Annotated in this window: 17 protein-coding genes; 8 read left to right on the forward strand and 9 right to left on the reverse strand. The window is 37.7% G+C overall.

All coding sequences use genetic code 11. The features are described from left to right. The 4 genes from AAGF08_RS19925 to AAGF08_RS19940 form a co-directional block, all read left to right on the forward strand. Window positions 1-609, forward strand: a 609-nt coding sequence (locus tag AAGF08_RS19925; protein ID WP_343513188.1) for a dihydrodipicolinate synthase family protein, incomplete at its 5' end; no start/stop codon positions are given. 5 nt (window positions 610-614) lie between these two features. Beyond that, complete coding sequence (xseA, locus tag AAGF08_RS19930; RefSeq protein WP_343513189.1) at window positions 615-1,925, forward strand: exodeoxyribonuclease VII large subunit; 1,311 nt, start codon at window positions 615-617, stop codon at window positions 1,923-1,925. Continuing rightward, window positions 1,922-2,110, forward strand: coding sequence for an exodeoxyribonuclease VII small subunit (gene xseB / locus AAGF08_RS19935; RefSeq protein ID WP_343513190.1), 189 nt, complete (start codon window positions 1,922-1,924; stop codon window positions 2,108-2,110). Before xseA ends, xseB begins: the two co-directional genes overlap by 4 nt. A 133-nt stretch (window positions 2,111-2,243) precedes the next feature. Continuing rightward, window positions 2,244-2,945: a hypothetical protein gene (locus AAGF08_RS19940; RefSeq protein ID WP_343513192.1), complete on the forward strand. Its 702-nt coding sequence runs from the start codon at window positions 2,244-2,246 to the stop codon at window positions 2,943-2,945. A gap of 260 nt (window positions 2,946-3,205) precedes the next feature. Here the strand turns inward: AAGF08_RS19940 and AAGF08_RS19945 are convergent, their stop codons facing one another. The 5 genes from AAGF08_RS19945 to AAGF08_RS19965 all read right to left on the reverse strand — a co-directional run bounded on the left by AAGF08_RS19945 (window position 3,206) and on the right by AAGF08_RS19965 (window position 10,506). Continuing rightward, entirely contained in the window at window positions 3,206-3,715 is a 510-nt protein-coding gene (locus AAGF08_RS19945; protein ID WP_343513193.1) for a UpxY family transcription antiterminator, read from the reverse strand. A 136-nt stretch (window positions 3,716-3,851) separates the two neighbouring features. Then, complete coding sequence (locus tag AAGF08_RS19950) at window positions 3,852-7,256, reverse strand: efflux RND transporter permease subunit (RefSeq protein ID WP_343513194.1); 3,405 nt, start codon at window positions 7,254-7,256, stop codon at window positions 3,852-3,854. Window positions 7,257-7,258: 2 nt separating this feature from the next. Beyond that, window positions 7,259-8,392 carry an efflux RND transporter periplasmic adaptor subunit gene (locus tag AAGF08_RS19955; RefSeq protein ID WP_343513195.1) on the reverse strand — a complete coding sequence of 378 codons (1,134 nt, stop codon included), beginning with the start codon at window positions 8,390-8,392 and terminating at the stop codon, window positions 7,259-7,261. 60 nt (window positions 8,393-8,452) lie between these two features. After that, complete coding sequence (locus tag AAGF08_RS19960; protein WP_343513196.1) at window positions 8,453-9,826, reverse strand: TolC family protein; 1,374 nt, start codon at window positions 9,824-9,826, stop codon at window positions 8,453-8,455. Window positions 9,827-9,906: 80 nt separating this feature from the next. Next, window positions 9,907-10,506: a TetR/AcrR family transcriptional regulator gene (locus tag AAGF08_RS19965; protein ID WP_343513197.1), complete on the reverse strand. Its 600-nt coding sequence runs from the start codon at window positions 10,504-10,506 to the stop codon at window positions 9,907-9,909. Between the two features lie 430 nt (window positions 10,507-10,936). On the opposite strand from AAGF08_RS19965, the gene purL reads away from it, so the two are divergent. From purL to AAGF08_RS19985, 4 genes are all read left to right on the forward strand, one after another. After that, entirely contained in the window at window positions 10,937-14,623 is a 3,687-nt protein-coding gene (gene purL, locus AAGF08_RS19970; protein ID WP_343513198.1) for a phosphoribosylformylglycinamidine synthase, read from the forward strand. 197 nt (window positions 14,624-14,820) lie between these two features. Beyond that, complete coding sequence (locus AAGF08_RS19975; protein WP_343513199.1) at window positions 14,821-16,131, forward strand: tyrosine-type recombinase/integrase; 1,311 nt, start codon at window positions 14,821-14,823, stop codon at window positions 16,129-16,131. Window positions 16,132-16,193: 62 nt separating this feature from the next. Beyond that, window positions 16,194-16,562: a YrdB family protein gene (locus AAGF08_RS19980; protein WP_343513200.1), complete on the forward strand. Its 369-nt coding sequence runs from the start codon at window positions 16,194-16,196 to the stop codon at window positions 16,560-16,562. 33 nt (window positions 16,563-16,595) lie between these two features. Continuing rightward, the gene (locus AAGF08_RS19985) at window positions 16,596-17,027 is read left to right on the forward strand and encodes an SRPBCC domain-containing protein (RefSeq protein ID WP_343513201.1); all 432 of its coding nucleotides are present in this window, start codon (window positions 16,596-16,598) and stop codon (window positions 17,025-17,027) included. A 77-nt stretch (window positions 17,028-17,104) separates the two neighbouring features. Here the strand turns inward: AAGF08_RS19985 and AAGF08_RS19990 are convergent, their stop codons facing one another. From AAGF08_RS19990 to AAGF08_RS20005, 4 genes are read right to left on the reverse strand one after another with little or no spacing between them, the layout of a single operon-like run. Beyond that, complete coding sequence (locus AAGF08_RS19990) at window positions 17,105-17,686, reverse strand: TetR/AcrR family transcriptional regulator (RefSeq protein ID WP_343513202.1); 582 nt, start codon at window positions 17,684-17,686, stop codon at window positions 17,105-17,107. A 54-nt stretch (window positions 17,687-17,740) separates the two neighbouring features. Beyond that, window positions 17,741-18,355 (reverse strand): class I SAM-dependent methyltransferase, encoded by a 615-nt coding sequence (locus tag AAGF08_RS19995; RefSeq protein ID WP_343513203.1) that lies wholly within the window; start codon window positions 18,353-18,355, stop codon window positions 17,741-17,743. Beyond that, entirely contained in the window at window positions 18,336-18,881 is a 546-nt protein-coding gene (locus AAGF08_RS20000) for an NAD(P)H-dependent oxidoreductase (RefSeq protein ID WP_343513204.1), read from the reverse strand. Before AAGF08_RS20000 ends, AAGF08_RS19995 begins: the two co-directional genes overlap by 20 nt. A gap of 58 nt (window positions 18,882-18,939) precedes the next feature. Further along, window positions 18,940-19,698, reverse strand: coding sequence for an SDR family oxidoreductase (locus tag AAGF08_RS20005; protein ID WP_343513205.1), 759 nt, complete (start codon window positions 19,696-19,698; stop codon window positions 18,940-18,942). Between the last annotated feature and the right edge of the window lie 133 nt (window positions 19,699-19,831).

The raw sequence follows: 19,831 nt of genomic DNA on the forward strand, positions 1-19,831 counted from the left end.
GCTGTATTAAACGATATCAAGAGTACTGATTTCACAGGGATTGAGGCAATTCTATCAGTCAGTCCATTTTATAACAAACCGAGCCAAGCAGGGATCATCGCACATTATACAGCTATTGCCGACAATTGCCCAGTGCCTGTAATATTATACAATGTCCCAGGTAGGACTATGTCAAATATGACTGCGGCAACTACCCTCAGGCTTGCAGGTCATCGAAATGTCATCGGAATGAAAGAAGCCAGTGGAAATCTGGAGCAGTGCATGGAAATCGCATCAAAAAAACCAAAAGACTTTTTGTTGATTTCTGGTGATGATTTAATGACCAAGGCAATGTACAGCATTGGAGGTTGTGGAGTAATTTCAGTCTTGGCAAATGCGCTTCCCTCTACTTTCAAAAGTATTTGTCACGGCAATGAAAAAGAAAGCCTAAAGGCAGCATTTTCATTACTAGATTACAACTCTTTGATGTTCCTAGAAGGAAATCCTGTTGGAATCAAAAACCTATTAATGCACAAAGGAATTTGTGGCGATCAATTGCGACTACCCATGTTAAGAGCAAGCCTTGAGCTCAACCAACAAATCAAATCTTTGTATCAAAAATCTCTCTAAGTTGAATGCATAATGCCCGATCCATCTCAGAATTAAACCAACTGATCCAACAAGTTATTGATAGCGAATTGGATCCGGTTTACTGGGTTATCGGCGAAATTTCCGACTTTCGGCTTTCCCCTCAGGGGCATGCCTATTTTGAAATTGTTGAGAAAGTTGGCAATAAAATCGAAGCAAAGCTCCGAGCAAATTTATGGCAATTCACATATCGTGCTATTGCGTCCAAATTTGAATCTGTAACTGGTACAGGACTAAAAAACGGAATGAAAATTTTAGCGCAAGTAGCTATTAATTTTCATCCTTTATATGGCCTAAGTATCAACATAAAAGATATCGATCCTTCATTTTCTTTGGGTGAAAGAGCCAGGATAAAACAGGAAACCATTGACAGGTTGACCCGTGAGGGAATGATTGGCCTGAATCGAAGTCATGATTTACCTGCTGTAGTTCAAAAAATCGGAATCATTAGTAGTGCCACAGCTGCAGGTTATGGTGATTTTATCAATCAATTGGATTCCAACCCTGGCGGATACAAAATTTACCATAAGTTATTTCCATCCTTGATGCAGGGAAATGAGGCTGCGGCAAACATTATCCGGGCAATTGAGATTGCAGAAAATGCGAAAGAAGAACTAGGGTTGGAAGCCCTTGTAATCATCCGAGGTGGTGGCGCCCAAATTGACCTGGATTGTTTTGATGAATATACATTGGCATTAAAAATTGCAACTTGTAGCTTACCTATTTTTACAGGAATTGGGCACGAGCGAGATGAAACGATTGCTGATTTGGTTTCTCACAGTAGGTTAAAAACCCCAACTGCAGTTGCGGAATTTATACTCGCCAGCTTCAGAGAATTTGATGAAACCCTAGGCTTAAATTTGAGAAGATTGGACCGGTCAACTAGAATTCAGTTACAGGAGCAATATACTTTATTACAAAATTTCAGTTTAAAAATACAGTCCCAAACTAGCCATTCGATTTCCAGTGAAAACGAACGATTATCAGGGAATTTAAATAGAATAAAGACAGCGGTCCGAAATCAGCTTCAGATAGAATCCATGACTTTATCAAATCTGGAAAAAAGCTTGAAAAATCTTGTACAGCACCAGCTGGTAATAGAATCAGACCTTTTGGAAAGTTTGTCTAAAAATCTGGCACAACTGGACCCAAAATCTATCCTTGCCAGAGGATATACCAAAACTGAAGTAAAAGGCATACCTGTTCATCTTGCTAAGATTAACCTTGGAGATGAAATGATTACCCATACTTCAAGTATTAAAATTAGTAGTAAAATTACCCAAATTGAGGAGGAATGACAGAATTGAAATACACTGAGGCAATGAATCGCTTAGAGCAAATTCTAGCTCAATTAGAAGAAGGTAAAAAAAGTGTGGATGAGTTATCAGACTTGGTAAAAGAGGCATCTGAACTTGTGAAAAGTTGTAGAACCAAGCTTAAAGCTACCGAAGAAGAAATTCAAAAAGCATTTGAAAACAATTAATCCAGAGAGGTGTTCAAACAATAATTCTTCAATATATCAGTTATTGAAATGAATTCTTGAAATCGATTGGCATGTTTGTTGTCTAATTTGCAATCGATCCTGAGTCTTTTACCACAATGTCAGGAACCTCATCATGAATAGATTACTTTCAGTTAGTTTTTTTTTAATTTCCTTGTTGGTTGCGGGTAGCTTAAATGCTCAAAATTTCTACAAAGAAAAAATTTCAAGAGACCAGATTCTAACGATAGGATTTGGACCTTCCTTTGCCTACATAGACAACGGTGGACAATATCGAAGCTTTAATTTCGAATTTAGGCCTTCTTTTTCAGCAGCATTTGCCAAAAGATTAACACCAACTTTTGATCTTAGAGCAACGGCAGGAATCCAAGGAATTTCCAGTGGTGGAAACCCAAGCAAAAACGTTCAAGAATTTTGGACCGCCAATAATTCCTCATTTACAACCAAAGGAAATGCAATGTTTGTTGACGTCATGCCGAGCGTAAATTTGATTCCATTTTCAAACCATATGAATAGGAGTTTCGCCAACCTTTATGGAGGATTTGGATTTGGGTTTATGTATACCAGTACCAACCAGACTAAATCATTTGATGAGAACGAAGTTCCAGAAAAATCTAATCTAGCTACTGCTTATATTCCTTTTAGAGCTGGTTTGAGCTTTCAGCTTGGCGCCTATGCTGATATTGCTGCCGAGGGTACTCTCATGTTGACTTTTACTGATAATATGGATGGAAATATCGGCTTTAATAGATTTGGGGATCATCTGGGTCAAGTCCAAATTGTTTATAGACGATACCTTTATCCAAGAATCGATTAAGCAGATTTAAATATCTGATACCGATATTAAATCTCTTTGGACTCTGACAGATAGACTGAAGGTAATTAGTAGGTGATAATTTAATCCTTGAGTTAAATTTATTCTTATATACTATTAAACCTTTCCTAAATGAAAAAGAAGAATCAAAAAAATATTAATCTTCAGATCAAAGACACTAATAAGTCAATAAACTATTAAGATATTTTTTAATTGAAAAAAATCAGATGTAGTAATTACTCTGGAGGTTTTATCAAATCACTTTAGATGATTTTCCCAACTGGCTGCAAAAATTTTCTAGGAATACTAACCAGCATATTTTGATAAATACTTGGGATTCTAATTAAGAAATAGTCTTTGTTACCTTTCTCAATTACTTCTCCGGTCATATTTTGAAGGGCACCACCGATGACCTCTACTTTTTCTCCTGGCTCAATCATACTTCCATCCGACTCAATTGCGACGCCTGTTTCAATAATTCTTTCTATGATTTCAAGTTCCTCATCACGGATTGTGGCATGCTGACCAGAGAAATGAACAAACTTTACTGCACCCGGCACTTGAAGACATTCCCAAAGTTGGTTCCTGGTTGTTTTGACAAAAACATACCCGTTAAACAAAGGCTTCTCTACTTTCTTTTTTCTATCAGACCATTGTCTTAATTCCTCAATGATCGGCAGATAAACTTCTTTCCCACTCTCTCTCAATCTGGCAGCAACTTTCTTTTCGGAACGTGAAGCGGTATACATCACATACCATTTTAATTCATTCATCTTAAACCTCTTTTTGAGTTATCAAAATTAACAAATTTTAGCAGTAAAGGCTGAATCAAAGTCTCCTGAAAATCAAAAAAACCCCCGGGATAGAACCCCGGAGGTTTTATAAAAAAAACCACCAACCTTAAAACAATCATGCTTTAATCTTCTTTAACCGCACATTTAATTTGTCGGCCAAGAGATACATGACTGGTACAATTACTAACGTGAGGAAGGTAGCAAAGGTTAACCCGAAAATTACTGTCCAGGCCATTGGTCCCCAAAAAGCTGCGTTGTCTCCCCCTACATAGAATTGTGGGTCAAAGTCACTTAATAATGTTCCGAAATTTATATTCATCCCGATCGCCAATGGAATTAGACCAAGTACAGTGGTAATTGCTGTCAATAGTACTGGTCTTAATCTAGTTTTTCCAGACTCCACAATGCTTCCAATCATTAAATCAAATGGCAAGTGCTCCTTTGGCCCCATTCCCAATTCCTCTCTTTTTCTTTCTCTAACCAAATTAGTATAGTCAATCAATACAATAGCATTATTAACCACTACACCAGCAAGAGAAATAATTCCAATACCTGTCATAATAACCACGAAGTCCATATTAAATATGACTAAGCCTAAAAACACACCAATGGTACTCAATACCACAGATGCCATAATAATAAATGGAGTAGTGACAGAATTAAACTGAGCGACGATAATCAGGAAAATCAAGGAAACGGCAATCCCTAAAGCACCAACAAGGAATTCCATGGATTTTTGCTGCTCCTCTTGCTCCCCAGTATATTTTACAGAAACACCGTCAGGAACCTCAAAATTTTGCAGCGCAGCTTGAATTTGAGCATTTACTTCGGTTGGATTATACCCATCTAATACATTCGAATAAACCGTTATAGCTTTATTCAAATCCTTTCGTTTCACTGATCCATAAGTTGATCCGTATTTTACTCCAGCTACAGCTGAAATAGGTACTTCACGTTTTGTTCCAAATTTATCTCTGAAACCTATTTTCTTGTTTACTAAGGTATTGATATCATATCTAAAACCCTCTTTCAATCTCAATTGGATAGGATAATCATCTTCACCTTCTTTGAATTTGGATACTTCCAAACCAAATAAAGCTGTTCTCAAATCATTGGCAATCTCAGAGGTAGAAAGGCCGAATCGTCGTGCTTTTTCTCTATCTATATTCAAAACAACCTCAGGGCTACCTAATGAAAGATCAGATTTAAATTCCTCAATCCCAGGAATATTTAAGTTTGTAAGGTACTCACGTGTTTTATTCACAAAGGCGATCAACTGATCATAATCCTCTCCAACAAATTCCAAGTTGACAGCTTTTCCAGTTGGAGGTCCATTTCTTTGTTTATCAACTGTAATCAGCACACCAGGATACTTTTCTACCAGTTGACGGATTACCTCCATTGCCTCATTCGTATTAATTCCTTGTCTGTCGATATAGTCCACAAACCCTATGGTGATTTTTGCCTTGTGTGGAGTAGGTTGATTACTTGGTCCTTCTAAAGGATCTCCTGTTCCTTCTCCCACCTGGCTAATTACAGATTCAAGAATATCTTTATAATCATCAAGCGCAACCATTAATTCATCCTCCATACCATCGACAAACTCATTTGTAGCTTCAATATCAGTTCCGATAGGAAACTCTATAAAAACATTTACCAACTGAGGTTGATTATCTGGAAAAAATAGAATTTTCGGGGCTCTAACACCTAATAAAACAAGGGAGAAAAACAGCAAAAGAACTGTTCCTCCGAAGAATAAAATTGGCTTTTTACCATTTAAAGCAAATTCCAGTGTCGATGCATAGTAGTTTTCAAGCTTTACCAGTAATACTGTCTGGAACCATCGAATTGCTTTCCTTAGAACAAATACATTGAACAAGGTCAAGACACAAGCCACCAACAACAATGTTCCAAATGCAGTGACTCCAAGCAAATAAAAGAAAGTAGATAGAATCAAGAAAATACCAGCTACTATAATCGGCTTTTGCTTTGGTTTTACTTTAGTCACATCTTCCACCTTCATGAATAATGCCGTCAATACCGGGTTAATTACTAATGCAACAAACAGGGAAGATGACAATACAATTATCAAGGTGATTGGAAGAAATTTCATGAATTCCCCAACCAGGTCATCCCAAAATGCCAGAGGCAAAAAAGCTGCAAGCGTAGTGGCAGTAGAGGTAATAATCGGCCAAGCTACTTCACCAACACCCTCTTTGGCTGCCTGTACAGCTGATTTCCCTTCAGACATCAATCTGTAAATATTTTCAACAACAACGATTCCATTATCTACCAACATTCCGAGTGCTAAAATCAGGGAAAATAGAACCATCAAATTCAGTGTGATTCCAAATGCATTCAGAATCAAAAATGAAATAAACATGGAAAGTGGAATCGCGATCCCAACGAAAAGGGCATTCCTAAATCCAAGGAAGAACATCAAAACCAAAACGACCAAAATAACTCCAAAAATGATAGAGTTTTCCAGGTCACTAACTTGAAGTCTCGTTTGTTTTGATTGGTCATTGGTAATAGTAATTTCCAGGTCAGGAGGAAATCTGTTTGCCTTCGTACTCTCAATGATTTCCTTGATTTTATCTGCCGCAAAAAGTAGATTTTCTCCACTCCTCTTCACAACATTAATTGTTACCACAGGTAAATTCTTGCTTCTTGCATAGCTGGACCTCTCCTTATACGTATCTTCTACCTCGGCAACATCCCGCAGATAAACTATTTTCTGATTATCGGTTTTAACAATAATATTTTGAAGATCCATCGGATCATTAAACTCACCGTCAATACGTAGGGTACGCTGATAATCACCAGATCGAATATTCCCGCCTGAAATCGTGACATTTTCAGTTTGAATCGCTTGGGCAATGTCATTAAAGCTAACTCCCACTGCCTCCATTTTATAAGGATCAGCATTGATCTGAATCTCCCTCTCTACTGTTCCTGCAAGATCTGCTTTGGATATTTCGGCAAGCTTTTCAATTTCATCCTCCAAATATTCTCCAAACTTTTTAAGTTCAGCTTCAGAATAATTCCCGGAGATGTTCACGTTCATGATCGGAAAATCCGAAGTATTGATTTCTAATACATTTGGATCTTGATCCAGATCAGTAGGCAATTCACTTTTCGATTTATCTACTGCATCTTTGACATCCTGAATGGCTTTTGAAATTTCAACTCCAGGGTTAAATTCCACTACAATCGAAGAGAAATCCTGCACTGAGGTAGAAGTGATATCTTTGATATCATTCAAAGATTTCAGCTCTTTTTCAATTGGACGGGTAATCAGGTTTTCTATATCAATGGGAGAGTTTCCAGGATATGGGGTTCCAACATAGACTGTTGGAATTACTATTTCCGGAAAACTCTCCTTAGGCATACTTCTGTATGCACTAAGACCGAGAACTGTAATAATTAAGGTAAGAATGACGACCGAAGTTGAGTTATCTACACTCAAACTGGACAATCCAAACTCACGTGTTTTTTGTGATTTTTGATTTTCTGCCATAATTATTGCTCTGCTATTGTCACGTTAAAATTGTCTCCTACTTCCCTAAATCCTTTATCTACAAGAGTTTCTGTACCCGTTAGGCCTGTTAAAATTTCAGTTTCCTTATCAAAGGTTTTTCCCCTTTCCACATATTTCTTGATAGCTTTCCCGTTTTCAACAATGAACACATAATCACCTCTATTATCACTCAAGATTAAATAACTGGGAACTATCACTGCATCTTGGCTCTGATAATCCAGGATTTTTAAAACGGTAATCATATTTGGCTTAACCAAAGGCATGTTTGGAAGAACAACCTCTACTTTGAACGTTCTGTTATTAGGGTTAATAATTGCACCTACCGATGATACTTTTGTTTGGATATCCTTATTGATAGATGGAAAATTCACATCTACAGAATCTCCTTTTGAAAGGACTCCTATGTAACTTTCAGAAATATCAGCTTCTATAAACAAATCGCTTTCACCTACAAACTGAAACATTCCCATTCCCGGTTGAACCAGCTCGCCCAATCTTACTTCTACAGTTTCAATCGTACCAGAGAAAGGTGCCCTAATAATTGCTTTATCTAAGTTGGTCCGCGCCGAAGCTAAATTTCTTTCAAGGCCTTCTTTTCTATTCTTTGCCTCAAGGTATTGCACTTCAGTTCCTATTTGCTGCTTCCAAAGTCTCTCTTGTTTTTCAAAAAGAGTCGTTGCTAGATCTAGTGAGTTCTCCAATTCATCAATAGATCTTTCGATGGATTCTGCATCAATTCTTGCCAAAACTGTTCCTTTGGTAACCCTCATCCCTTCTAAAACCGGAATTTCAAGGATTCTTCCTGCCGTTTCAGAACTGATCACAACATTCTTCTTGGAAAGTACAGAACCCGTTACCTCGACATAATGGTCAAACTCCCCTTTCCTTGCTTTTGAGGTAGTAATGAGAATTGATTTTTGATTCTGCTTGGCAAAATCAGGATCTAACTTCATTAATTCTGCTTCCAATTCAGCGATTGAAGTTGTCAATTCGTTCGATTGGCTTTTTAGATCTTCTAATTGAGCTCTTTTTTCAGCGATCTCATCTTTTGGTTCGCATGAAAAAGCCAAGAAGACAAGGCCAATTAGAGTCAAAAATTTATGTGATAATTTCATTGTATTTTATTAATAAAGTCGGTTTTACATGTTTTTATTCAAGCTTTTCAACTCTTCGGTTTACAGATCCAATCCTTGTTTCAGTATTCCAAGGGCTTTTTCCAAATCAACTTTCGAAATCAACCCATCATAAAGGGCTCCCAAATAATTAATCTCTGATTCAATCAAAGCGGCATCTGCCTCCACTACTTCTAAATTTGAGCCCACACCTTCATTATATTTAATTTTAGATATGTCATATACTTCCTTGGCCAAATCCATACTTTCTCGTTGAACCGCCAAGACCTCAAGGTCATTTGCCAGATTTTGTCTAGCCTGATAGATCTCCAATGCGATATTTTGATCCAAAAAGAATTTCTGATTTTCCAACTGCTGAAGCTGCAATCTGTTTCGCTGGATTCTAGCACTTTTAGAAAGGCCATCGAAAATTGGAATGTTCATGGAAATTCCGATAAGTGAAGAACTAAACCAGTTACTTGAGTTGAAAACTGTATTCAGTGAGCCCCCTGCACCGGATCTGGTGTAATTAGCAACTAGGTCTATGGTTGGCATATACTGAGACGTGTTATACCTAAGATCCAGCTGGGTCAATTCCATATTTGTAGTTAACTGATCCATTTCCACTCTGCTTCCAGGCTCCATGGTTTGGAGTGCTTTTAATTCTTCCTCTGGATTAAGTTCAGCCAAGGTTTCTGTAATCACTATATCGTAGTTCTTTGGCAATCCAAGCTGTATTTTCAATAATTGCTTTGAAATATCATAAGCCGTCAGGCTTCGCTTCAGTTGTGAAAAAGTATTATTTCGCTGGACCTGAATTCTAGATACTTCTATCCTTTCAGTAAAACCTGCTTCATTCAGTGCTCTGGTTTCTTCAAGAAGTGAATCAATTCGGCTTAAGTTGGACTGAGCAAGTTTTATTCGTTCTGCATTTACCAAAACACCGAAATAGGCTTTCTTAACATTTTCAACAACGTCATTTTCTACCTTAACCTTGTCAAATTCTGTTAAAGCTTTATATGTTTTTGCGGCTCGTAATCCAACGAAGAAGGAACCATCAAAAATCATTTGAGAAAGATTTACTCCTGCATTACTGGAGTAATTCACTCCAAATCTTGCTGGAATAACATCCGAAGGGTTAGAAGGATCACCAAAAGGAGGCTCGTTGGGAAGAAATACTACTTGAACCAAAGGATTATAATTTAAACCAACAGTACCATTAAGCTGCGGTAAACCTGCCGCTGTTTCTTCTTTTACTGTTGTCTGGGCTACCATAACCTCCAGTTTAGCATTCTTGGAATCGGGATTGTTTTCCAAGGCATATTCCAACGTCTCTTTAAGATTGAGTTGAAGCACTTCTAACGGAGGCGCTTCTTGCGCAGAAACCTCTGACCCGATTAAAATCAAGGATAAAATTGCCGCGAAATAAATTTTCATTTTTAACATGATATTATTCTAAAAAGGATCTTTTTTCAATTTTAATTTCTGAATCAGCATTGATAGGGATCAAGAATGATTCAATTTGAATTTTGTTTCTTTAAGTAGGCTTTTCTCCCTTTTTCGGTGAAAATCCCATGAAGAAAATGGTCTAATACCGAAACCTGCAATTCCATTAAACTAAACTTCGAATCTCTGAAATTAGCCAAATCAAAGCCCGCACTAATTTGATCAACCCTCATTTTTGCAAGAAGCGGAGAGTTAATTTCGGGTCGAAAATAGCCCAGCTCTTTTCCTCTTTCGAGAACTTTAATGAGATCTTTCTCTATTACTTCCGTTCGATATTCTTCAAATACCGCCCAGGTATCAGGAAAATACCGTTGGATTTCCATGATCACTAAAGGGTTCAATTTCCCCATTCTCTCACGAACCATTTTTGAGGTATAAACCAGATGCTCAATAACACCATCAGAAGAGTTCAAAATAGATCGGAGTTTTACAGTGTCTTCTTCTAAAACAGTAGAAAAAGCTATTTTTACTAACTCCTTTTTATCCTTGAATTCCTGATATATCGTTTTCTTCGAAATCCCGGTAAGCCTGGCAATATCTTCCATTGTTACGATTCTCACTCCATAATGGCTGAATTGCTCTATCGCTACCTCCAAGATTTTGTCTCTCATATCTTCGCTTCTCTTATATTTGGGATTGCAAAACTATGGAAACTTTTAACCTTCGCAAAGTTTCCTAGGTTTAAAAACGAACAAAATTTGGTATTAACAATAAAATAACATTAAAAAACGTTCGTTTTTGAACAACTTAATCGTATTTCCAAATATTTTACAAGTAAGCTCTTAAAAAAATACTATTCTTTTAGCTGCCAATCTGATCGCATATTCTTAATTTTTAGAAAATTATTTGATAAGGAAATCAAAAGCTGAAAAGCAGTATTTCCTATTTCGTATTAATAAGACTTTTACTTAAAACCAGAAATTGGTTTCAGATGTATTTGTGAATTTCCCTCTACTGTTTAAAAATTTCCAATCTTTCAATTTTCAAACTTTTCAATCTAAAGTCCAATTCCTTACCTTTGCATCTTACTAGCCTAAGGACATGATCTTCTTCTTCGAATCCCCTCAAAACCTTATCTACGCAGTTCAAACTCCTCAACCTTTCGCTCCAGAAGACATCCAAAAATTGGTATGGCTTTTTGGGGAAGCAAAAGCACTGGAAATCAAACAAGTAAAAGGTAAATTTTCTGGCCCAAGAAAAGAAATGATTACTCCTTGGTCCACCAATGCAGTGGAAATCACCATGAACATGGGGATTCTTGGAATTATCCGAATCGAAGAATTCTTCCCCATGAAGGAAGGTGATCAGATTGATCCCATGCTTCAAAAAGCTTATGATGGTTTGGATCAGGAGATTTTTGATATTCATTTAGAGCCTGAAAAGATTCTGGAAATCTCAGATATCGCCGCCTACAATAAAAAAGAAGGCCTAGCGCTCAGCCAGGAAGAAGTTGATTACCTGGAGAACGTAGCCAAGCAACTAGAGCGTCCTCTGACTGATTCTGAAGTATTCGGTTTTAGCCAGGTCAATTCTGAGCACTGCCGCCATAAAATATTTAATGGCACATTTATCATTGATGGGGAAGAAAAGCCTTTGACATTATTTCAACTCATCAAAGAAACTTCTAAGAAGCATCCAAATAGAATCGCCTCTGCGTATAAGGATAATGTAGCTTTTGTAAAAGGACCTACAGCGCAGCAATTTGCTCCAAAAACTCAGGATAAAGCTGATTTCTTTGAAACCCGCGATATCGAGACAGTAATTTCTCTAAAAGCTGAAACCCATAATTTCCCAACTACCGTTGAGCCTTTTAATGGTGCTGCTACAGGTGGTGGTGGAGAGATCCGTGACCGTATGGCCGGTGGAACAGCCTCTATTCCTTTGGCAGGAACTGCTGTTTATATGACCTCTTACGCCAGATCCGAAAAAGGTAGAAGTTGGGAAAAGAATTTGGAAGCGAGACCATGGTTGTACCAATCTCCAATGGATATTCTGATCAAAGCTTCGAATGGAGCCTCTGATTTTGGAAATAAATTTGGCCAGCCGCTAATTTGTGGATCTGTTCTGACTTTTGAACATGAAGAAGATGGCAAGCAACATGGATTTGATAAAGTGATCATGCTTGCGGGTGGAGTTGGGTTCACTAATGCCAAATACACCAAGAAAAAAGAACCAAAAGCTGGTGATCAGATCGTCATCATGGGTGGTGATAATTATAGAATCGGTATGGGAGGATCAGCAGTATCTTCTTTAAACACCGGTGAACTTTCAAATGCCATTGAGCTAAATGCCATACAACGATCCAATCCGGAAATGCAAAAGCGTGTTGCCAATGTGATCCGAGCCATGGCAGAAAATGAGGACAATCCAATCATTTCCATTCACGATCATGGAGCTGGCGGACATTTAAACTGCCTTTCAGAATTAGTGGAAAATACTGGTGGCACCATCCATATCGATCAACTTCCTGTTGGTGACCCTACCCTATCTGCCAAAGAAATCGTTGGAAACGAATCTCAGGAAAGAATGGGATTGGTAATCGGCAAAAAAGATATTGATACGCTTCATACTATCTCCGATAGAGAAAGAGCCCCATTCTATGTAGTGGGAGAAACGACCGGAGATATGCATTTCAAATTTGAGAATCAGAAAACCGGTGAGAAACCTGTAGACTGGAATCTCATGTATATGTTTGGGTCTTCTCCAAAAACTGTATTAGAAGACAAAACTCAGAATTCAAACTTTGCGGAAGCTCAATATGATCCCGAGTTAATTAAATCCTATATCACTGAAGTATTACAGCTAGAGGCAGTAGCCTGCAAAGATTGGTTGACGAATAAAGTGGACCGTTCTGTAACAGGACGTGTCGCTACCCAACAAACAGTTGGAGCCATCCAACTTCCATTAAATGACGTTGCTGTAATGGCATTGGACTTCACCGGTGAAAAAGGAATTGCCACTTCTATTGGTCATGCTCCTGTTGCAGCTTTGGCAGATCCGGAAGCAGGAAGCAGATTAGCTATTGCTGAGGCGATGACCAATTTGGTTTTTTCTCCTATTCAGGATGGATTGGCCGGGATTTCCCTTTCTGCCAACTGGATGTGGCCAGCTAAAAACGAAGGTGAAAATGATCGTTTGTACCGAGCTGTAGAAGCTGTTTCGAAATTTGCGATCGAACTGGGAGTAAATATTCCAACAGGGAAAGATTCACTTTCTATGACTCAGAAATATCCTGATGGAAAAGTAGTTTATTCTCCAGGTACTGTGATTATTTCTACTGTGGGTGAGTGCATGGATGTGAAGAAAACTGTGAAAGCAGGAATTCTACCTGTTATCGGAAGTAAGTTGTTATACATTGATTTCTCCAGAGATGAAGCAAAACTTGCCGGATCCAGTTTCTATCAAGCATTGAATAAAATCGGAACTGAAACTCCAGATGTAAAGGATTCGGAATATTTCGGTAGAGCCTTTATGGAAGTTCAGGATTTGATTGACCAAGGTTGGATTTTGGCAGGACATGATATTTCATCTGGTGGTTTGGTAACTGCTTTGCTTGAAATGTGCTTCCCAACCCCTAGCGTTGGTTTGAAAGTTCATCCTAATAGAATGGGTGAGCATGACTTGGTTAAAATGCTTTTCGCAGAAAATCCAGGGATTTTACTTCAAGTTTCAGATGAACATGCGGTGGAAGAACTATTGGTTGAAGGTGACGTAGATTTCGTGGAACTTGCCAAAGTCACTGATACCGGAATCATAGAATTTAAGGGAACAGAACTTAGTTTGAATATTGAAGAATTTAGAGATACTTGGTTCCGTTCTTCTTACTTATTAGACAGGAAGCAAAGTGGTGAAAAATTAGCCAAAGACCGCTTTGATAATTATAAGAAACAAGTACTTTCTTATGAGTTTGCCGAAGGCTGGAAAGGAAGCTTAGAAGCCGCTGGTCTAGATCCTTTCCGTAAAACCTCAGGAAAAGCAAAGGCTGCGATTATCCGCGAAAAAGGTGTAAATGGAGACAGAGAGATGGCTTATTCTTTGTGGTTGGCTGGATTTGAAGTAAAAGATGTGCATATGACCGATTTGATCGCTGGTCGTGAAAATCTGGAAGATGTGCAGATGATCGTCTTTGTCGGTGGATTCTCCAACTCAGATGTATTGGGTTCTGCAAAAGGATGGGCTGGAGCTTTCCTATATAACCCAAAAGCCAAACAAGCTTTAGACAATTTCTATGCAAGACCTGACACTTTAAGTTTAGGGGTTTGTAATGGTTGCCAGTTAATGGTAGAACTTGGATTGGTTACTCCAAATCATACAGAGAAACCAAAGATGCTTCATAATGAAAGCCATAAATTCGAATCTGGTTTCGTGAATGTGACAATCCCTCAAAACGATTCAGTGATGTTAGGTTCACTCAGTGGACAGAGATTAGGAGTATGGGTAGCCCATGGAGAAGGGAACTTCTCCTTACCACAGGATGAAAGCGATTATAATTTCGCTATGAAATATAGCTATGCTGCATATCCAGGAAATCCAAATGGATCAGATTATGCTACGGCAGGAATTGCTTCAGCTGACGGTCGTCATTTGGCGATTATGCCCCATATCGAGCGAAGCTTAAAGCCTTGGAACTGGCCCTATTATCCAGCAGATCGAAAAGATGATTTCACTCCTTGGATGGATGCTTTTGTGAATGCGAAGAATTGGGTTGAATCGAATTCTGAAGGCTAAAATTAGAAAGCTGAAATCTCAAATTTCTAAGAAATCCCTTGGAGCAATCTGAGGGATTTTTTTAGTAAAAATTATAACTAAGTATTTAGAATAATTTCGCATATTTATCAAATAGAGGTATATACGAAACACACTTTATTTTTTAAATGGACATTGTTATTGAAATACATGTAAGTGGAAGGAAAATCTTTTTAAAGATGCCAAAAAACGAAGAGGACATCACTTTTGTAACAGGCATACGCTATTCCAGATGGATCAAAGATCAATATCTTTGGGAAATTCCCCATTATCCTGGAAATCTAGAAAAACTGGAATCTTATTTCGGAAGCAGAATCAGCAAACTGACTAAGAATGAATCAATTGACACAAAAAACACCAGACATCCAAGAATTTCAAAAAATGAACTTCTGGCAATAGTAACCCCTAACAAAAGAATCAAGTTAATTTTTGGATACATTCCCCAACTAGTCAAATTTATAAAAACCATCCCTTATGCTAGATGGGACGGAAGCAACAAATGGTGGACCATACCTTTTTCTGAGCGATTTTTAGAAGAGATCAAATTTCAGGCTAGCCAAATTGGATTAGTGACAAAGTTGGAAAGAGAACCCAGGAAATCTGGAATCGCCAAAGTCAGCCCAAAGGACATGGCCTTTTACAAAACTGCTCCCGATTCGTACAGAAATAAATTATTAGAATTACGGTACAGTGAGAATACCATCAAAACCTATATTCCTTTATTTGAAGAGTTTATCAATCATTTTCCAACAGAGGACCTAGATTCTCTAAATGATCGCCATGTCATAGAATTCTCTAGATTCTTAGTCACCGACAGACAAGTATCCAGCTCCTATCAAAACCAAGCCATAAACTCCATTAAATTTTATTTTGAGAAAGTTTTAGGAGGAAAAAGAAAGCTTTATTTTGTAGAACGACCCAGGAAGGAAAAAACTCTTCCTGTGGTCTGTAGCGAAGAGGAAATCCAAAAGATTCTCAGAGAGGTAAAAAACATCAAACATTTGGCAATTTTGAGCACCATTTATTCAGCAGGACTAAGAATTGGAGAATTAATCGATCTTCCCATTCATGCAATAGATTCCAAACGGATGCAAATACGAATTGAAGGGGCTAAAGGGAAAAAAGATAGGTACACCATCTTATCCAGAAAGTTGCTGGATTTATTGAGGGTATATTTCAAACAGTACAAACCTTTCTACTATCTATTTGAAGGGCTGGAAAGCAGTTCCGAGAATCCTTTAAAATACACCCCTAGGAGTATTCAAGCGATATTGAAAAAGGCGGTCAAACAAGCTGGAATTAAAAAAAATATCACTATCCATACCTTGAGGCATTCCTTTGCCACCCACTTATTGGAAAATGGTACAGACTTAAGGTATATTCAGACACTATTGGGACATGGGAGTTCTAAAACCACAGAGATATACACCCATGTGACCACCAAAGGATTTAATCAGATTCAGAGTCCTTTGGACAAGTTAGATATATAAAATATATGCGAAACTAGTTTCGTATACACAATCGTTGTCAGTAATTAAAAAAAGGAAAACAAATGGGGTCACATCCAATCAATTTAATAGTCAGATTTCTTCTTGAAATGATAGCTCTCATTTCAATTGGAGCTTGGGGATGGAATAAAACTGATGGTATTAATAGATATATTTTAGCAATCGGTCTACCCCTTTTGATGGCAGTCATTTGGGGAGTGTTTGCAGTTCCGAATGATCCAAGTCGATCTGGACAAACTGTTGTTGTAACCTCTGGAATAGTGAGATTAGTTATTGAATTAACAATATTCGTATTGGCAACATTAGCAATATTCAACTCTGGACAACAAAAATTAAGCTATACTTTTGCGCTTGTTGTTTTTATTCATTATTTAACCTCCTATGATAGAATTCGTTGGCTTCTGGATAATTAGGAGAACTTAAATCTTTTAAAAAAGTGATTATTTATGGCAAATAAGGAGATAAAAACATCGATTGAAATTTCAGCTTCTCCGGAATCAATATGGAAGATTTTAACCGATTTTGAAAATTATGAAAATTGGAACCCCTTCATAACCAAAATAAGTGGAGAACAAAGAAAAGGAGGGAAATTGAAAGCAGTAATTGGTGGTATGAAATTTAAGCCATTAGTTTTAAAATATGACGAAAATGAAGAAATAAGATGGTTAGGAATTCTATTTTTAAAAGGTCTATTTGATGGCGAACATAGTTTCCAAATCATTGATAATAAGAATGGAACTTGCACTTTTTTGCAGGAAGAAAAGTTTAACGGAATTTTAGTTGGTCTTTTCGGTAAAAAATTAAATACAGATACAAAAACTGGCTTTGAACAAATGAATCTTAAACTAAAAGAATTGGCTGAAAAAAGTAACTACTGACAACAATGTATATGAAATCATAGCACCCTGAGGGATGCTACGCTTCATATACTAAGCGTTAGCACACATTACTAGGATCAATCCAATACGGATAAAGCAACTTTGACAGTGTCAGTTAGTTTCTTCTTATCCGGTTGCACCTTTGAAACTACTCTTAGACCGTTGTACAAGGTATAAAATAGCGCAGCAATTGATTCCAAATCTTGATCAGTCTTAATTTGTCCGGCGTCCTCCCCTTTTTTGAGGTATTCGAGGAATGTATTCTCAAATTCGTGTTTGTTGCTCTGCAACACTTCTGCAATACTCTCATCGTTGGGTACAAGCTCAGTTGTAGTATTCACAACAAAGCAGCCTTTTCGATCCGTATCTGTAATTGCTTCCTGGATCGCATTATCAAAAAGTTTTATAAAACCTTCACGAATATCCTTTTGGCCACCCAAGAATTGCTTTAATCCTTCAATGTTGATCTTTCTGTAAAGTTCGAAAGACTTTCTAAACAGCTGCTCCTTGTCTCCAAAAGTATCATACAAGCTTGCTCTGTTAATACCAAGATGACTCACTAAATCCTGAACTGAAGTTGCTGCGTAACCCTGCTTCCAAAATAGGTTCATTGCTTTAGTCAACACTTCATTTTCATCAAATAATTTTACTCTCGGCATATCAGTCAATTAATTTCCATACAAAAGTATTAATTCAGAACAAATGTTCCAATATTAAGATTGTTTCCTGCCAACACAGCGCACAACAGATCCTCTTCCAATGTGATATTCTCCCTCACTCAAATAGGTTTCAATTTCCTCTAATAATTCGAAATCATAATTGGAAAAATCATTTCTTATCTCATCAACACTATATAGCATATCAATGTCTTTTGGACCTCCAACTTTCGAGTTTTTAGAATTATATTGTAAATGATTCTTACTAAAAGCCTCCAAAACTAACCTTCCTCCAACTTTAAGATATTGATCCACTAGACGGTGAAATTCATGCTTCTTCTCTGCCGGGAAATGAGCGTAGATCAAAGCAATGGTGTCAAAGTATTGATCCTCATAGCTTAAATCACCGAAATCACCAACCGAATAATTCAAATCAACATTCTGACTCTTTGCAAGTTTCATTGCCTTCTCCTTCCCCTTAATACTGATATCACAGGCGAAAGATTCCCAACCTTGCCGTGCCGCATAAACTGAATTTCTTCCTTCACCATCAGCGGGTAATAGAATTTTTCCCTTTTTCAATTTGTCAAGCTCCTGCTTAAAGAAAACATTGGGTTCCTGTCCATATGCGAATTGTTCAGACGCATATCTATCATTCCAAAACTGTTTCATCTTTTTGTATTTGCTCCATTATAAATTTTACATGCTTTTGGGCCTTGTAATTTACAGAATCTATATCTCCTGATGCCGAATGCATCACAATGGGCTCTAGGACATTCATACCCAATGAGTCACCTAGTTTCAGTAAGGGTAATAAAAACTCTTTCATTGTATATTTATTGTATCCAGTCGCACTGTAGGATTCTGCTGGGCCTCCCGTTGTCGTGGAAATAATGAACGATTTTCCTTTGAGTATTCCCTTTTGCTTTCCATAAACCATAGGTGTAGTGATACTGTCTATCCACATTTTCAATATGGCAGGAACACCGTACCAATGAAAAGGAAATTGCAGCACTATTATGTCAGCTTCTCTGAGGCGACTTATTTCAGCTTCAACGTCAATTTGAAAATCTGGATATTCCTGAATAAGATGAACAATGTTCACAGTACCCATGTTTCTTATGCTCTTTAAAATAGCCTTATTTGCCAAGGATTTTTCAATACTTGGGTGCCCCGATATGATGGTGATTTTTTCCATTTTGGTATGTTTACTAGACCCCTATCTGGAATGAATATTCCAGATAGGGGTAAAAAAATTATCCCACTAATACAGGATTAACATTCATTCCGCCATCAACGTTAAATTCAGCGCCATTGATGAACTTCCCTTCTTCAGAGGTAACAAAAACAACAAGGTTAGCCACATCTTCAGGTGTACCAAATGTTTTTAACGGTATACGATTTTGCATAGCCTCGGCAAATCCGTTTAATTGCTCCTCAGGCATTCCTGTTTTGCCATAAATTGGAGTGCTTATCGGCCCTGGGTTAACAATATTCACTCGGATTTTTCTTTCAGCCAGTTCGGTCGTTGCTGCTCTGATATAGGCGTTTAAGGCCGCTTTTGAAGCACTGTAAATTGCTGCATTGGCCATACCTGAATAAGCTAGAACTGATGATAAGCCAACAATTGACCCACCCTCAGCAATTAGAGGAAGAAATTTCTCAATGGTAAATACAGCTCCTTTAAAGTTGATACCAACTTGTTGATCAAACATATCCTCGGGAGTTTGCCCAATAGGTGTTCCAAAAAAGACCCCCGCATTGACAAACAGGATATCCACTTTTCCAAATGTATCTTTAACTGTTGCGGCCGCCTCTTCTATAGCGGCTACGCTCAACACATCCGCTACAAGTCCAGTAGCCCCCAATTCTTGGGCTGCCTGTGAAACCTTATCCTCAGATCTCCCGATAATCACAACATCAGCTCCTAGTGCTTTGTACTTTTTAGCTGTTTCATAACCAATACCGCTATTACCTCCTGTAACCACGGCTACTTTTCCATTTAAATTACTCATTGTATTATTATTTAATTAATCATTTATTTATATTGGAACGTTCGTTCCGTTTGCAAACATAACAATATTTGAACAATCATTCCAAATAAAAAGATAAATTTGTTGAAATAAGATTGAAAACGTGTGCTAACAA

The organism is Algoriphagus sp. SE2 (assembly GCF_039563885.1).
Taxonomy (GTDB): domain Bacteria; phylum Bacteroidota; class Bacteroidia; order Cytophagales; family Cyclobacteriaceae; genus Algoriphagus.

Coding starts and splice junctions, on each gene's coding strand:
- AAGF08_RS19940 (WP_343513192.1), top strand. CDS start 2,244: ATGAATAGATTACTTTCAGTTAGTTTTTTTTTAATTTCCTTGTTGGTT.
- AAGF08_RS19995 (WP_343513203.1), bottom strand. CDS start 18,355: ATGAAACAGTTTTGGAATGATAGATATGCGTCTGAACAATTCGCATAT.
- xseB (WP_343513190.1), top strand. CDS start 1,922: ATGACAGAATTGAAATACACTGAGGCAATGAATCGCTTAGAGCAAATT.
- AAGF08_RS19960 (WP_343513196.1), bottom strand. CDS start 9,826: ATGAAAATTTATTTCGCGGCAATTTTATCCTTGATTTTAATCGGGTCA.
- AAGF08_RS19985 (WP_343513201.1), top strand. CDS start 16,596: ATGGCAAATAAGGAGATAAAAACATCGATTGAAATTTCAGCTTCTCCG.
- AAGF08_RS19950 (WP_343513194.1), bottom strand. CDS start 7,256: ATGGCAGAAAATCAAAAATCACAAAAAACACGTGAGTTTGGATTGTCC.
- AAGF08_RS20000 (WP_343513204.1), bottom strand. CDS start 18,881: ATGGAAAAAATCACCATCATATCGGGGCACCCAAGTATTGAAAAATCC.
- AAGF08_RS19955 (WP_343513195.1), bottom strand. CDS start 8,392: ATGAAATTATCACATAAATTTTTGACTCTAATTGGCCTTGTCTTCTTG.
- AAGF08_RS19965 (WP_343513197.1), bottom strand. CDS start 10,506: ATGAGAGACAAAATCTTGGAGGTAGCGATAGAGCAATTCAGCCATTAT.
- purL (WP_343513198.1), top strand. CDS start 10,937: ATGATCTTCTTCTTCGAATCCCCTCAAAACCTTATCTACGCAGTTCAA.
- AAGF08_RS20005 (WP_343513205.1), bottom strand. CDS start 19,698: ATGAGTAATTTAAATGGAAAAGTAGCCGTGGTTACAGGAGGTAATAGC.
- AAGF08_RS19980 (WP_343513200.1), top strand. CDS start 16,194: ATGGGGTCACATCCAATCAATTTAATAGTCAGATTTCTTCTTGAAATG.
- AAGF08_RS19975 (WP_343513199.1), top strand. CDS start 14,821: ATGCCAAAAAACGAAGAGGACATCACTTTTGTAACAGGCATACGCTAT.
- xseA (WP_343513189.1), top strand. CDS start 615: ATGCATAATGCCCGATCCATCTCAGAATTAAACCAACTGATCCAACAA.
- AAGF08_RS19945 (WP_343513193.1), bottom strand. CDS start 3,715: ATGAATGAATTAAAATGGTATGTGATGTATACCGCTTCACGTTCCGAA.
- AAGF08_RS19990 (WP_343513202.1), bottom strand. CDS start 17,686: ATGCCGAGAGTAAAATTATTTGATGAAAATGAAGTGTTGACTAAAGCA.